This window comes from Amycolatopsis sp. NPDC005003, from assembly GCF_053600695.1.
This window is the reverse complement of record NZ_JBSGAI010000007.1, coordinates 80102-94261: the sequence shown is the minus strand read 5'-3', so window position 1 is coordinate 94261 and position 14160 is coordinate 80102. Positions and strand designations below refer to the sequence as shown.

Sequence of the window (14160 nt, the reverse complement as noted above, 5' to 3'; positions counted from 1 at the left end):
CTACCTTCGGGGTATGCCGAGGAGCATCGCCACCAACGAAACCGTCGACCGCGCCGCGCTGGCCGAGTTCCTGTCGACCCGCCACCGCGCGATCCTGCTGACCACCAAGGCCGACGGCGGCCCGCAGCTGTCGCCGGTCACCTGCGGCGTCGACGCCGAGGGCAGGCTGGTCGTCTCGACCTACCCGAAGCGCGCGAAGGTCGTGAACGTCAAGCGCAACCCGAAGGTCTCCGCCTGCATCCTGTCCGACGAGTGGAACGACCAGTGGGTGCAGCTGAACGGCACCGCCGAGGTGCTGGACATCCCGGATTCGGTCGAGCCGCTCGTGGAGTACTTCCGCGCCATTTCCGGCGAACACCCGGACTGGGACGAATACCGCGAGGCCATGGTCAAGCAGGGCAAGAGCATCATTCGCGTCACGATCGAGAGCTGGGGCCCGATCGCGAAGGGCGGCTTCCCCGCCGAACTAGCCTGACCGCCCGCGCAGGAACGGGCAGCCGACCAGCCGGCGCAGCTCCGACGCGAGCTGCGCCGGGCTGTCGACGGACTTCGAGAACGCCAGCCGCACGTCGTGGTCGCCGGTGTCGGACTCGACGCGCAGCCGCAGCCCGAACCGGTCGAGCCCGAGCGGGCGGATCCGGCCGCCGCGCAGCGTGGCCGGCAGGTGCTTCGCCAGCTGCTCGACGACGTCGGAGTGGTCGCTCTCCAGGTGCCGCAGCCACTGGGCCTCGTAGTCGTGGAACGGATCGGGCGGCGCGGCGCTGAACATGTGCGGGCGCAGCGAGTGCGTGCCTTCGGCGTCGGCGAGCACGAGCGACGCCGGGGTGAGCCGCAGCAGCGTGACGCCGTGGCCGACGTCGAGGAGCCGTTCGTCCGGCCGCGTCTCGGCGATCGCCACCGCCCGCGCCCGGGCCGAAACCGGCGAGAGCGGCCGCAGCCAGCCGGTGATCCACAGCAGTCCGCGGATCGGTTCCCGCAGGTCGACCGGGGCCTGGTCGGCGAGCTCGACCAGCACGGCCAGCTCGCCGCGCTGGGTCCGCTTCGCCGCGTGGACCATCGGGTGGTCGTCGGGCAGCAGCACGCTGACGCTGCCGCTGTGGTGCACGTGGTGCAGGACGGGCACGACGCGCTCGCCGCTCAGCTCCGTGCGATCGCAGGTGGGCAGCAACGACGCGGGGCCGTTGCGGGTCGCGATCGTCTTGGCGCGCTCGGCGGGATTCGGCGCCGGCGGGCGGCGGACGGATGTGGGTGCCTCGGTCACGGCTCACCTCCTACTTAGGTGAGCCTAACCTGAATTTGCCGGTCTGGGTAGTCGTGGCGATCACGTCTCTTCCGCTGATCGGCGCATCCGGTAACGCCGGTGCCCACTTTGCCGAAAAGAGGATGACAACCCGACCCCCTGGGGGTTCCGCGTGCCGATCGTCCCGGTCCCCGAGCGCGTCCGCGCTTTCGAACTCGACCCCGCCATGCCGTCCGGGGCCCTCCCGATCTTCGGCGAGTACCTCGACCGCCTCGGTCGCAACGCCGCCAACCAGCGGCTGCTGTCCTGGTTCTTCCTGGCGTTCGGGGTCGCCCAGTTCTTCACCGGAGCCGGAGTGGCGCTGCCGGTCGGCATCCTCGCCCTGGTGGGCTCGGTCGAGGCCTGGTGGCGGTACCGCGCTTACGTCCGCGTGCCGGACACCCGGCTGAAACGCGAGGCCTTCCGCCAGGTGGACATCGCCGCCGACGGCCTGGTCGCCGCCGGCCGGTCGGTCGGGGTGCGGCTGCCCGACGGCCGGTGGCTGCGCGTCCGGCTCGACGAGCCCTACCGGCTGCTGCTGGCCGCGCACCGGCGGGTGTGGCTGCTCGGCCGGGGACCCAAGGTGTTCATCGGCTTCCCCGGCGTGATGCGGGTCCGCCGCGCGCGGATCTTCGACGCGCCCCCGGCGGCCGCGGTGGCCGTGCCTCCGGCGGCGGGAGCGTATTCGCCGCGGCTCGACCCGGTGCTGACGGCACACCGGCGCCGGATCGCCCGCGACCACCGCGCGCTGGCCGCGTTCCTGCTGGTCCTGGCCGGGTTCGTGAGCTGGGTCGGGCTCGGCTTCCCGGCCAGGGGCTGGATCGCCTGGACGTTCGCGGGCGCGGCCCTGCTGACCGCGCTGGTGGCGGCGGCTCGTTCGGTCGCCTACCGCCGCCCCCTCCCGGCGGACCACTGGACGGAGCTGCGCGCGGTGCTCGACGGCCCGGTCCGGATGGGACCGCGCGGCGCCCGGCTGAGCGGCTTGACGATGCTCGCGGACGGAACGGTGGTCGGCTTCCGCATGCCGACGGCGGACCCCTCGATGGCGGCGAACGTCGCCGCCACCGGCCGGCTGTGGATAGCGGGCGTCCCCCGCCCCGGCGGAGCGACGGCGGGCGTGCCGGGCTACCCGGTACTGGGCACGGTCTGGCTCGGCTGAGCGGGCGTCCGGTCGCGGCGGGGCAGTAGCAACGGCGTCGCCAGCACGAGGATCCCAGCGATCCCGATGGCCCAGCGCGGCCCGGTGAGACCCGCGAGCAGGCCCCAGACCGCGGTCAGCGTGGCGATCGCCGCCTTGGTGCTGACCGACCACGCCGAGAGCGTCCGCGCGACACGGTCCGCCGGGAGCTGCTCGAGCCGGTAGGTCGCGAGCACCGGGTTGAAGATGCTGCAGCTGACGATCAGGCCGAGTTCGACGGCCATGACGTACACCAGCCCGCCGGTGCCGGCCGGGATGAAGGCCAGGGCGAGCAGCCAGCACGCCCTGATCGCGCCGGCCGTCACCAGCACCGGGTGGCGCCCGAACTTTTCGACGAGCCGCGGGGTCAGCCGCGAGCCGGCGAGCCCGCCGAGGCACGGGACGGCGAACGCGAGCCCGTACTGCCACGGCGTGAACCCGAGCTGGTTCAGCAGCAACACGGCGAGCAGCGGTTCGGTGCCCATGACCAGGCCGTTGAACACCATGGCGTTGAAGAGCAGCGGCCGCAGCCCCCGGTGGGCCAGCAGGAAGCGCCAGCCGTCGGCGAGATCGCGCGGGCGCAGCCGGGCGGCGTCGCGCGGGCGCGGCTCGCCTCCGCCGATCGCGCGGATCCCGAGTGCGGAGAGCAGGAAGCTGACGGCGTTGGCGACCACCGACGTCACCGGCCCGAACAGCGCGAACGCCGCCCCGCCGAGCGGGGGGCCGAGGGCGGTGGCGGTCCAGTTCGTGGCTTCGAACCGGCCGTTCGCGACGAGCAGGTCGCCGGGCGGCACGAGCCCCTTGAGGAAGGCGCCGCTCGCGGAGGTGAAGGTGATGTCCGCCGCGGCGACGACCACCGAGACGGCCAGGAGCTGGGCGAAGCTCAGCACGCCGAGGGCATACGCGGCCGGCACGCTGATCAGCGCGGCGAACCGCACCAGGTCCATGGCGACCATGACCGGCCGCTTCCGGCGGTGGTCGACCCACGGGCCGAGCGGCACGGCGACGAGCGCCCCGACAGCGGGCCCGACGGCCGCCAGCGCCGAGACGGCCGCGGGCCCGGCGTGGAGGACGAGGATCGCGAGCATCGGGAAGGCCCCGAAGCCGAGCCACGTGCCGAACGCGCTCACGGCGTAGGCCGACCAGAGCCACCTGAACCGCGGCCCCAGCGACCGCCCGCGCACCACGTCGGAGATCAAAGCCGGGAACGGCCTCGCGCGGCAACCGACATGCCGCGAAGCAGCCGACATGCCTCGGTGGGAACAATTCTCCCCAGGGGGCACCGGATGTGGACAACTCCGCCGGTGAGCTCGGCTTTTGGGTCTTTCGTTGCGCCCCGCCGGTAGGATGGACTTGGGGACGCCCCCTGGGAGTGGCGGGGATGTCTGGATCTTCTGGGGGCCGCCCTCACAGCGGCTTCGGGTTGTCGCCGCCGTGGAGGCGGGCCGTTCCAGGACGCCGCCACCGACCTGTCGATCGCGCAGTAAGCCGAGCGGCGGGTGCCGATCGAAGCGCCCATGCCGGTGTACCGCATTCGCTGGTGTGGCGCCGGGGCAGCGCCTACCCCGGGCTCGCCGCGCTTCGACGTCACCTCGCGAAGATCGAGCGTGGTGGCCGAGCTGGGCGAGGTGATTTCAGCCCGTCGTCGTGCTGTCCCGGGTGTTGCCGTAGGACAGGCGGAGGGCGACCCAGCCGTCGCGCTCGCCCGCGCAGATCTCCTCGACCGTCTCCACCAGGATGGCCGCCGCGCCCGGGTTCGCGTAGTTGCCGTGCTTGGCGGCGAAGAGCGCGATCTCCTTTTCGATCGCGTAGCGGGCACGGGTGCGGCTGGTCCAGTTCTCCTTGTAGCCGCCCAGCGCGCGGATGCCGTTGACCAGCACAGCGAGCGACCCCACCGCGGCAATGAGCCGCGCGTCGACGGCGAACGCCGCGAGCACGGGAATCGTGGCGGTCACGATCAGGCTGGTGACCTCGACGATGGAGTGCCGCCGCCGTGCGGCCCACGAGGACCGCTGGTAGCGCTGCCATTCGGCGAGCACCGACGGTGGCACGGGCTCGTCGTCCACCCCCTTCGCGTCGACAACCCACTGACTACGCGCGATCGAGCGCGGCTTTGCCTTCATGGGACGAAAGTTCACCGCACCGGGCGGTCCGGTCAAGCAAGTGGTCAACCCAGCGACTTCCGCGTCGCCTGTTCCGTCTCCAGCACGCCCTGCCGGATGCCTTCCAGCTGGTCGCTCAGCTCGCGCACCGCGCCGGTGTCCACCGTGACGTCCGACGTCGACGCCGTCAGCTCCGCCACCCTCGCCACCAGGCTGTCCAGGCCGAGCGCGCCGGACTGCAGCTGGGCCAGCAGCTTGTCGCGGGCCCCGGACAGCCGGGCGTGCACGTCCGCCTGGGCCTGGACCGCCGTCAGGGCCTGCTCCAGGTCGCCGCGCACTTCCGCGCGAGCCGTGCGCAGCTCGCGCTGCAGCCGGCGCCGTTCGTGCGCGACGGCGTCGAGGTCGACCCTGGCCAGCGCCTGGCCGGTCGCCGAAGCCCGGCCGGCCAAGCGCTGCAAGGTCGACAGCGTCTCCCGGACCACCGGCTCCATGTCCGCGACGCGCTCGGCGAGCGGGCCGGACGCGAGCGAGTCACTGAGCGAGGCGAAGCCGTCCGCCGCGGCCGACGCCCGGTGCAGCCAGTTCTCCTCGGCCGACCCGGGCGTCACGTCCAGCACCCGTGCTTCGCGCAGCGGGGGTTCCTTCTCGCGGGTTGCCACGGCCACGCCGGCCCGCGCGGCGAGCACCGCCACCCCGACCCCGACGGCGGCGACGACCGGCAGCTGCACGGCCCACGCCACCCCGGCCGACGTGGCGGCGAGCAGCAGCCCCCACGGTTCGGCGAGCTCACGGGCGAACTTCATGTCAGAAATTGGAGATCACGGAGGTGAACACCTGGTTGATCGAGTCCGGTTTGGACGAATCGTACTCCGAACCCGCGGTCGCCTCCGCGATCTGCTTGAGCACGTTCTGGTCGGCGTCCGAGCCGTAGGCGATCGTGAACAGGCGGACCGTCTCCGCGTTGCCCTCCGGCCGCAGCTGCGGCACCAGGTGCTCGAGGTCGACGCCGCCGGAGTCCTCGTTGCGGCCGTCGGTGAGCACCACGACCGCGTTGATCGCCGTCGGGTCCAGGTGGGCGTTCATGTACTGGTACGCGGCCAGCGACGAGTCGTACAGCCCCGTGCCGGACTGGGGGGTCAGCCCGCTCAGCCGCTGCGCGAGGGTCTCCTTGCCGCTGTTCCCGAGCGCCTGCACCGGCATCAGTTCCTGGTAGTCCTTGTCGCCGTCGAGGTGGGTCGAGAACTGCCAGAGCCCGACCTGGTCACGCGGCACGAACTGGCCGAGCGAGTCGATCGCGGCCTGTTTCGCCAGGTCGATCTTGCTCTTGCCGGTGCCCTTCACCTCGGTGCCCATCGAGCCCGAGACGTCCACGACGAGCAGCACGTTCGCCTTCTTGCGCAGGTCCGTCCAGGAAGCCAGCAGCTTGGACAGCACCGACGGCGCCGGCGGCCGCAGGAAGCTGATCTTCGCGTCCGGCTGGACGCCGTTGGCGGGCGTCGCCTGCGGGCCCGGCTTGCCCTCGAACGACCGGAAGCCGAGCGCGGCGAACTTCGCCTGCGTCTCGTCTTGGCGCAGGTAGCCGAGGAAGTCCGCGGCGATCTGCTTGCGCGTCGGATCCGCCCAGTTCAGCGTGACGAACGGGTGGTCGGAGTTCAGCGTCCCGTCACCCGGGTAGACCGCCACCAGCGGCACCTTCGGCGGCCCGTGCTGCCCCACCTTGGCCGGGTCGTTCGTCGGGTTGCCCTGGTTGTAGCCGATCAGCGAGTTCTCCTCGACGGTGACCGCCGAGATGTACGACAGCGCCGCGCCCTTGTCGTCGGCCTTCTGCAGGTTGGTCAGGAAGGTGAGCGTGGTGTCGCCGTAGTGCACGATCGCCTGCTCGATGTTCGTGACGAACTGCTTCGCGTCCGGCTTCTCGAGCGCGGCCGCGGTGAGGTCGGACGACGTGCCGGTGGCCGCGTAGTACGCGCCGATCGTCGCGTTCAGCCCGGACGTCGAGATGTTCGGGTTCGTCTTGCCCAGCCGGAACCTGCCCCACTCCGGGTGGCCGTACTTCGCCCAGCCGGCCGGGTCGGTGGCCAGCGCGGCGAGGTCCTTCCAGCCGATCGCCTTGCCGGGCCAGCCGAGCGCCTCGGCCATCGGCTTGGGCATCGCGACGACCAGCGGGGCGTTCGCGACCGACGGCGGATCGCTGTCCGGCACGAGCGAGCCGGTGTCACCCTTGGCGTTGACGCGCAGCAGGTTGACCCAGCCGCTCGCGGCCGGCGTCCAGACGTCCGGGCGCGGCCCGTCGGTGGCTTCGTTCCAGCCGTTCGCCAGCGCCTGCATCGCCACGCCGGACGACTTCGACTTCACGACCACGTCGACGCAGTGCCCGGCGACCGACCGTCCGGAGTAGGCCTTAGCGGCTTCTTGGACGATTCCGGCCTTCTCCGGCGAAGACGCGATGTTGAGCGAGATCGCGTCCGCGCCCGAGCACTTCGGCGCGTCGGCTTCGTCACTCGACCCGCTGGTCCAGTACCGGATGCCGATGATCAAGGCGATGGCGACCACGATCGCCGCCAGGAACGGGAGGACTTTTCTCTTGCGCCGCGTTGGTTGGGAATTGATCATCGAATCCTCCCCGTTCCGCCACCCGGAAGTTCATTATCCGGGCGCCGGAACGAGGAGGGGACGGTAATTCCGAATCTTGACTATTACTTGGGACCGCGGCGCGACCAGGTCCACGCGTAGCCGGGGTCTTCCGACGCGTCGGCGGCTTCGCCGAGCTCCAGCGGCGCGAACGTGTCGACCATGACCGCCGTCTCGTCGAAGAACTCCGCGCCGATCGACGCCTCCGCCGCGCCCGGCTGCGGTCCGTGCGTGAAGCCGGACGGGTGCAGCGAGAGTGAGCCGATGCCGATGCCGGAGCCCTTCCGGGCCTCGTAGTTGCCGCGCACGTAGAACATCAGCTCGTCGGAGTCGACGTTCGCGTGGTTGTACGGCACCGGGATGGCGCCCTCGTGGTAGTCGACCTTCCGCGGGCAGAAGGAGCAGACGACGAAGTTCGGCCCCTCGAACGTCTGGTGCACGGGCGGCGGCTGGTGCACGCGGCCGGTGATCGGCTCGAAGTCGTCGATGTTGAACACCCACGGGTACAGGCAGCCGTCCCAGCCGACGACGTCGAACGGGTGCGTCGCGTAGGTGTAGCGGGTCAGCCCGGCGCGGTGCCGCACGAGCACCTCGACGTCCTCGCCGTCCTCCAGCAGCGGCTCCTCCGGCCCGCGGATGTCGCGCTCGCAGTACGGCGAGTGCTCCAGGAACTGCCCCTTCGCCGACAGGTAGCGCTTCGGCGGCCCGATGTGCCCGCGGGCTTCCAGCGTGAAGAGGCTGACCTCGCCGTGGGGGACGACCCGGTAGGTGCACGACGTCGGGATCACGACGTAGTCGCCGTCGCCGACCTCGAGGCGGCCGTAGATCGTCTCGAAGGTCGCGGAGCCGCCGTGGACGTAGAAGAGCTCGTCGCCGGCCGCGTTGCGGTACAGCGGGCTGGGCGCGGTCGCCGTGACGAACCCGATGGTGACGTCGTTGTTGCCGAACAGCCGGCGCCGGTCGGTCACCGCGTCGGCCTCGCCGCCGAACTTGAGGTCCTGGGTCCTGAACGCGCGCGGCTTGAGCGGGTGGTTCGGGGTCAGCGACCCGCGGTCCTCCTCGACCGCGACGGCGTCGACGATCGCCGTCGGCAGGCCGCGGTGGTAGAGCAGCGCGGAGTCGGCGGAGAAGCCCTCGACACCCATCAGCTCTTCGGCGTAGAGGCCACCGTCCGGCTTCCGGAACGCGGTGTGCCGCTTGTGCGGGAGCTCGCCTACCCGCCGGTAGTAAGGCATCGACGTCCCCTTCTGACGTGTTCGTTGTGCGAACGATTTTGTCCTGATGTCGTACGCTACTAGCGTGTCAGTCGTGTCAAGCGCTGTGGAACTCACGCCCCCCGGCCCCCGTGGAATTCCTCCCCTGTTCGCGAGGCTCGTCGACGACTCGGCGCTGTTCCCTCCGGGCGATGCGGCCATGCCCGAAGCGCTGCGTGCGCACTTCGCCAGCCGGGACTCCGAACACGCCGGTGTACTGGGGGTTTTCCTCTGCCAGGCGTCGCGGCTGCCCGAGCTCATCACCGAGCTGATCAAGATCAAACCGAAGCAGCCGCTGCCGCTTTCGCTGATCATCGACACCGGCCTGGGTGGCGTCCCGAAGGCCATCTCGATCGTCGAGTCGCGCAGCGAGCTGCTCGCGCTGCGGATGGTCGAGATGCCGGCGCCGTCGGACGTCGACGAGGTGTGGCTCGAGCGCGTCTCGGAGTTCGTGCCCGAGGACGTCATCCGGGTGGTCGAGCCGCGGCGCGGCGTCGGCTGGCTCGACGGCGTCCGGAAGGTGATCGAGCACGGCAGCTGGCCGAAGATCCGCTGCGGCGGGCAGGCGGGCGAGAACTTCCCCAGCGTCGACGAGGTGGCGGACTTCCTGGCCGTCGTCAGCGGGTCCGCCGGGGCGTCGTTCAAGGCGACGAACAGCCTGCACCGCGCGGTCCGGCACACCGACCCGGACACCGGGTTCGTGCACCACGGCTTCCTGAACCTGCTCGTGGCCTCGGCGCGCAGCCTGGCCGGCGGCGACGTCCGGGCGGCGCTGGAGTCGACCGACGCCCAAGCCCTGGCCGACGAGGCCCGGGCGCTGTCCGAGCCGGCCGCGAAGGCCGTGCGGGCGCTCTTCGCGTCCTACGCGGCGGCGACGTTCGAGGAGCCGGTCTCCGACCTGGGCGAACTCGGCTTGCTGTGACCAGCCGGGAGGGGTCGCTGACGCTCGACCGGGGGTTGGCGCTGCTGCAGGCAGTCGCCGACGCCGGTGGTGACGCGGCGACCATCTCCGAGCTGGCCGTGGCCATCGGGGCCAGCCGGGCGGCGGTCTACCGGCTGCTCGTGCCGCTTTCCGAGCGCGGGCTGGTCTGGCGCGACGGCACGAAGGTCCGGCTCGGCGTCGGGCTGCTCCGGCTGGCCGGGCAGGTGCTGCCGCAGCTGCGGGACGCGGCCGGTCCGGTGCTGCGCGAGCTGGCCGAGAAGGTCGGCGCGACCGCGCACCTGTCGGTCGCGCAGGGGGCGCAAGCGCTTGCGGTGGCCGTCGTCGAGCCGTCGTGGACCAACTTCCACGTCGCCTACCGAGTGGGCAGCCGGCACTCGCTCACCGCCGGCGCGGCCGGCAAGGCGATGGGCCTGCGGCCGGGCGGCGATGGCTGGGTGACGTCGACGGGCGAGCTCGAAGCAGGCGCGTCCGGCGTCGCCGCGCCGGTGCGCGGGGTGCCTGGCCTGCGGGCTAGCGTCGGCGTCGTTTCGATGGAGCCGCTCAAGGCGGCCGAGGTGGGCCCGCAGGTCGTCGCGGCCGCCACCCGGCTGGCCGACATCCTGAAGACGGACGGCTAACGCCGCGAGACCGCCACCAGCGGCCGGACCATCGTCAGCAGCAGGGCGACGTCGACGGTGAACAGCAGTCGCTCGAACAGGCCGAGCGTCAGCGTGAAGACGAACCCGCCGAGCACCACGCCGACGGCCACGAGGCTCGCCGTCGCCAGGCGCCGGATCGTCGTCCGGCGAGGCTCCCAGGGGCAGCGCTCGCGGTCCTTCTTCGTGAGCACGAAGGCGGCCACGGGCAGCGCGATGAACGCCGTCAGCGCGGCGATGTTGTGGACCTGCCCGGCGAGCGACCGCGCTTGGCCGTCCGGGTCGACGGGTACCAGGCCGCACACGAAGAGCCCGGCCGACCAGACCCCGAGCAGCCCGCAGACGGCCGTCGTGCCGGGGCGGTGGGCCTTCGCGATGCCGGCGAGCAGCGCCACCGAGCCGAGGGACAGCGCCAGGCACATGATGCTGAACAGGGGAGCGGCCGAGGACGTGCCGAGCTTGCCGTAGACGTACTCGGACAGCGTCTGCCAGATCGGGCTGACTTGGCCGGACAGCCGCAGGTGCAGATCGATCGAGATGGCCACGGCGAGGCCGATCCCGCCGAGCGCGATCCGGCCGTGCAGTGGCGAGACGGCGTGCGTCTTCGGCGAGTTCACCCGGCGCTCTCCCTTTCGTTCCCGAAAGGTTACCGGGCGAACCTGTGAAGGATCGGTCAGAAGGCCAGCTGGACCAGGGCGAACGCCGCGAACCCGGCGAACGCGAACCCGGCGCAGCGCTGGATCAGCTTCGGCTTGATCCGGCTGCGGATCTTCCCGCCGATGAACACGGCGAGCCCGGCGACCACGACGAGCGCGGTGAAGGCGCCGACGCCGACGGCGAAGGGGTTGCCGATCCGGGCCGCGAGGCTCGCCGTCGCGAGCTGGGAGGCGTCACCCCACTCGGCGGCGAAGAGCACCCCGAACGACGTCATCGCCGAGCGCGTGAAGGACAGCGGCGAGGGGCCGGTCCGCGATGCGTCTTCACCTGCTTCGTCGGCTTCGCTGAAGCCCTCGCGGAGGAGCATGAATGCGCCGAGGCCGAACATCGCGGCGACGACCAGCGAAAGAACGACGTCCGGCAACAACGTCAACACGCTGCCGAACGCGACCGCTATGACGCATTGCACGGCGAACGCGGCGCACACCCCGGCGAAAACCGGCCAGCCGCGGAAACGGGTGGTCAGCACCAGGGTTGCGACGAGCGTCTTGTCCGGCAGTTCCACGGCGAGGACCAGGCCGAACGCGCTGATCAGCGCCACCATAGCGGCAGTCATGAGTTTTCGTCGCCCCTTTCACTGCAACGATAAAGGGGAGGTTTAGAACGCCGCAAGCTGATGGCCCGCGCGAAATTGCCTGATCGGCGGCCATGAATTTGGCATCCAGGGGTGTCGCACAAATTTTTTCGGCGTGCCGAATTTTCGGTTGTGGCCTGCGGTAGGTTCACCGGCATGGGGTCACGGGCGCGTGCTGCGCAGGTCGAAGAGGTCATCCGCCGGTTGGAAGCTCACTACGTCTTCCCGGACGTCGCCGCGAAGCTCGCGAAGGTGCTTCGCGCGCGACTCGACGAAGGCGCGTACGCCGACCTCGACGAGGCGGAATTGGCGACGGCCGTCACAACCGACCTCCAGTCGGTGAACGGCGACAAGCACCTGCGGCTGCGTCACCACGTCGACCCCGTGGCCGTGGACGGTGACGCGGAACACGCCTCCGAGGACTTCCGGCGCGCGGCCGAGCTGGAGAACTTCGGGATCGCGGAGGTGCGGCGGCTGCCGGGCAACGTCGGCTACCTCGACACGACCATGCTCTACCCGATCGACCTCGCGGCCCCCGCCTTCTCGGCCGCGATGACGCTGGTCGCGCCGGCCGACGCGCTGCTGATCGACGTCCGGCGCAACCGCGGGGGTGACCCGGAGACCAGCGCGTTCCTGCAGAGCTACCTCGTCGACGAGCGGACCCACTACCTCGACTTCTACGAGCGCGACGGCGACCGCGTGACCCAGATGTGGACGCTGCCGTACGTCCCGGGGCCGAAGTTCGGCGGGGCCAAGCCGATCTGGGTGCTCACCGGCCCGGTGACGTTCTCCGGCGGCGAGGACCTGGCCTTCTCGCTGCAGCGGCAGGGCCGCGCGAAGACCGTCGGCGAAGTGACGCGGGGCGGCGCGCACCCCTGCGACCGGTACAAAGTGGACACCTACCTGGACGTGACCGTGCCGATCGCCCGCTCGTACGACCCGCAGTCGGGGGAGAACTGGGAGGGCGTCGGCGTGTCGCCGGACATCGAGGTCTCCGCGGACAAGGCGTTCGACACGGCCTACGCGCTGGCTCTCCGGCACGTCCTCGAGCTGGGCGAAGACGGCCCGCGGCGGGTCGTGGCGGACGAGGCGCGGAAGGCGCTCGACCAGCTGTAGTCACCCGGGACGTTGGTCCTGCCCCGGACGGGACCAGTTGATCTGGCCGGCCCCCGGCCCCCGGAGCACGCTGGACCACGTGGAGGTCCTTGAGCTAGCGCGGTGGCAGTTCGGCATCACCACCGTCTACCACTTCCTGATGGTCCCGCTGACCATCGGGCTGTCGATCCTGGTCGCGGCGATGCAGACCGCTTGGGTCCGCACCGGCGAGCTGCGGCACCTGAAGATGACCAAGTTCTGGGGCAAGCTGCTGCTGGTCAACTTCGCCATGGGCGTGGTGACCGGGATCGTGCAGGAGTTCCAGTTCGGGATGAACTGGAGCGCGTACTCCCGCTTCGTCGGCGACGTCTTCGGCGCGCCGCTGGCGATGGAAGGGCTCGTCGCGTTCTTCGTCGAATCGACGTTCCTCGGCCTGTGGATCTTCGGCTGGGACCGGCTGCCCAAGAAGGTGCACCTGGCGTGCGCGTGGGCGTTTTCGCTGGCCACGATGGCTTCGGCGTACTTCATCCTGGCCGCGAACTCGTGGATGCAGCACCCGGTGGGCGTGACGTTCGAGAACGGCAAGCCGACCATGAACTCGATCTGGGCGGTTCTGACGAACAACACGGCACTGGCCGCGATCCCGCACACCCTCGCGGGCGCGTTCTCGGTGGCGGCGGCGTTCCTGGTCGGCGTCGCCGGCTGGCACCTCTGGCGCAAGCGCGGTCACGAGGATGTCTGGCGCTCGTCGCTGCGCCTCGGTGGCTGGGTCGGCGTGGCCGCGTTCGCGGTACTGGCGATCACGGGTGACACGCAGGGCAAGCTGATGTTCGAGCAGCAGCCGATGAAGATGGCGTCGGCGGAAGCGCTGTGCCACACGGAAAAGCCGGCGAGCTTCTCGATCATCGCGATCGGCGACGTCTCGGGCGCGAACTGCGAGGACGTGAAGACGTTCAACGTGCCGGCGCTGCTGTCGTTCCTGGCCCACAACGACTTCACGACCGAGGTCAAGGGCGTGGAGAACCTGGTGACGGAGTACCAGGCCAAGTACGGCACGAACTACCCGGACGACCCGGCACTGGGTTCGCTGGCGGGCAAGCCGATCGACTACGTGCCGAACCTGCCGGTGACGTACTGGGGCTTCCGCATGATGATCGGCTTCGGCGCGGTCTCGGCGGGCATCGGACTCCTGGCCTTGTGGCTGACCAGGCGCGGCCGCGTCCCGGGCGGCCGCTGGTTCCCCTGGCTGGTCCTCGGCGGCATCGCCACCCCGTTCCTCGGCAACAGCGCGGGCTGGATCTTCACCGAAATGGGTCGCCAGCCGTTCGTGGTGGCCCCCAACCCGACCGGCGTGGACGGCGTGTGGATGTTCACCGCCCAGGCCGTCTCGAGGCTGACGACGGGCGAGGTCTGGACGTCCCTGATCGCCCTGACCACGGTGTACGCGGCGCTGGGAGTGGTGGAGCTCTACCTGATGCGCAAGTACATCCGCGGCGGCGTCGACGCGGTGATGCCCCCACCGAAAAAGGACTCCGACGAGGCCGAGGGCGACACGCTCGCCTTCGCGTACTGAGGAGGTCAAGATGACAAACCCGCAGCTCAGCAGCTGTGCAGCAGGCCCAGACTTCCCAAAAGCAGCCCCCGCCCTTCCCGGGGGGCGTCCCCGAACCCAGTGTATCGGCTCGGTCACTCTCCAGGGTTACCCACAGCAAATCTGTGGACAACTCGACCCGTTGTGGATAACTCACGGCCAC

General features: G+C 70.8%; 14 protein-coding genes. 6 read left to right on the top strand and 8 right to left on the bottom strand.

Features of this window, described 5'->3' with window-relative positions; genetic code table 11:
- The first annotated feature begins 13 nt into the window (after positions 1-13).
- Positions 14-475, top strand: a complete 462-nt coding sequence (locus tag ACWED2_RS10705; protein WP_449690212.1) for a PPOX class F420-dependent oxidoreductase — start codon at positions 14-16, stop codon at positions 473-475.
- Here ACWED2_RS10705 and ACWED2_RS10700 read toward each other — a convergent pair.
- Complete coding sequence (locus ACWED2_RS10700) at positions 467-1261, bottom strand: DUF2470 domain-containing protein (protein WP_449690211.1); 795 nt, start codon at positions 1259-1261, stop codon at positions 467-469. The genes ACWED2_RS10705 and ACWED2_RS10700 overlap by 9 nt on opposite strands.
- A gap of 151 nt (positions 1262-1412) precedes the next feature.
- On the opposite strand from ACWED2_RS10700, the gene ACWED2_RS10695 reads away from it, so the two are divergent.
- Positions 1413-2438: a hypothetical protein gene (locus ACWED2_RS10695; protein WP_449690210.1), complete on the top strand. Its 1026-nt coding sequence runs from the start codon at positions 1413-1415 to the stop codon at positions 2436-2438.
- Here the strand turns inward: ACWED2_RS10695 and ACWED2_RS10690 are convergent.
- From ACWED2_RS10690 to ACWED2_RS10670, 5 genes are all read right to left on the bottom strand, one after another.
- On the bottom strand, positions 2405-3643 hold the full coding sequence (locus tag ACWED2_RS10690; RefSeq protein ID WP_449690209.1) for an MFS transporter: 1239 nt from the start codon (positions 3641-3643) through the stop codon (positions 2405-2407). The two genes, ACWED2_RS10695 and ACWED2_RS10690, sit on opposite strands and share 34 nt — an antisense overlap.
- Positions 3644-4090: 447 nt before the next feature.
- Entirely contained in the window at positions 4091-4579 is a 489-nt protein-coding gene (locus tag ACWED2_RS10685; protein WP_449690208.1) for a DUF4231 domain-containing protein, read from the bottom strand.
- A 44-nt stretch (positions 4580-4623) separates the two neighbouring features.
- The gene (locus tag ACWED2_RS10680; RefSeq protein ID WP_449690207.1) at positions 4624-5361 is read right to left on the bottom strand and encodes a hypothetical protein; all 738 of its coding nucleotides are present in this window, start codon (positions 5359-5361) and stop codon (positions 4624-4626) included.
- 1 nt (position 5362) lies between these two features.
- A complete protein-coding gene (locus tag ACWED2_RS10675) occupies positions 5363-7171 on the bottom strand; it encodes a substrate-binding and VWA domain-containing protein (protein ID WP_449690206.1) in 1809 nt (602 codons plus the stop codon).
- A gap of 83 nt (positions 7172-7254) precedes the next feature.
- Entirely contained in the window at positions 7255-8424 is a 1170-nt protein-coding gene (locus ACWED2_RS10670) for a homogentisate 1,2-dioxygenase domain-containing protein (RefSeq protein ID WP_449690205.1), read from the bottom strand.
- 85 nt (positions 8425-8509) lie between these two features.
- On the opposite strand from ACWED2_RS10670, the gene ACWED2_RS10665 reads away from it, so the two are divergent.
- The gene (locus tag ACWED2_RS10665; RefSeq protein ID WP_449690373.1) at positions 8510-9364 is read left to right on the top strand and encodes a hypothetical protein; all 855 of its coding nucleotides are present in this window, start codon (positions 8510-8512) and stop codon (positions 9362-9364) included.
- Complete coding sequence (locus tag ACWED2_RS10660) at positions 9361-10002, top strand: IclR family transcriptional regulator (RefSeq protein WP_449690204.1); 642 nt, start codon at positions 9361-9363, stop codon at positions 10000-10002. The genes ACWED2_RS10665 and ACWED2_RS10660 overlap by 4 nt, the downstream gene beginning before the upstream one ends.
- Here the strand turns inward: ACWED2_RS10660 and ACWED2_RS10655 are convergent.
- Complete coding sequence (locus ACWED2_RS10655) at positions 9999-10637, bottom strand: DUF998 domain-containing protein (protein WP_449690203.1); 639 nt, start codon at positions 10635-10637, stop codon at positions 9999-10001. The genes ACWED2_RS10660 and ACWED2_RS10655 overlap by 4 nt on opposite strands.
- A 56-nt stretch (positions 10638-10693) precedes the next feature.
- On the bottom strand, positions 10694-11281 hold the full coding sequence (locus ACWED2_RS10650) for a TMEM165/GDT1 family protein (protein WP_449690372.1): 588 nt from the start codon (positions 11279-11281) through the stop codon (positions 10694-10696).
- Positions 11282-11467: 186 nt separating this feature from the next.
- Between ACWED2_RS10650 and ACWED2_RS10645 the strand changes: the two genes are divergently transcribed.
- Together ACWED2_RS10645 and ACWED2_RS10640 are read left to right on the top strand one after the other, a co-directional pair.
- Positions 11468-12427 carry a S41 family peptidase gene (locus tag ACWED2_RS10645; RefSeq protein WP_449690202.1) on the top strand — a complete coding sequence of 320 codons (960 nt, stop codon included), beginning with the start codon at positions 11468-11470 and terminating at the stop codon, positions 12425-12427.
- A 79-nt stretch (positions 12428-12506) separates the two neighbouring features.
- The gene (locus ACWED2_RS10640; RefSeq protein WP_449690201.1) at positions 12507-13979 is read left to right on the top strand and encodes a cytochrome ubiquinol oxidase subunit I; all 1473 of its coding nucleotides are present in this window, start codon (positions 12507-12509) and stop codon (positions 13977-13979) included.
- Positions 13980-14160 lie beyond the last annotated feature (181 nt).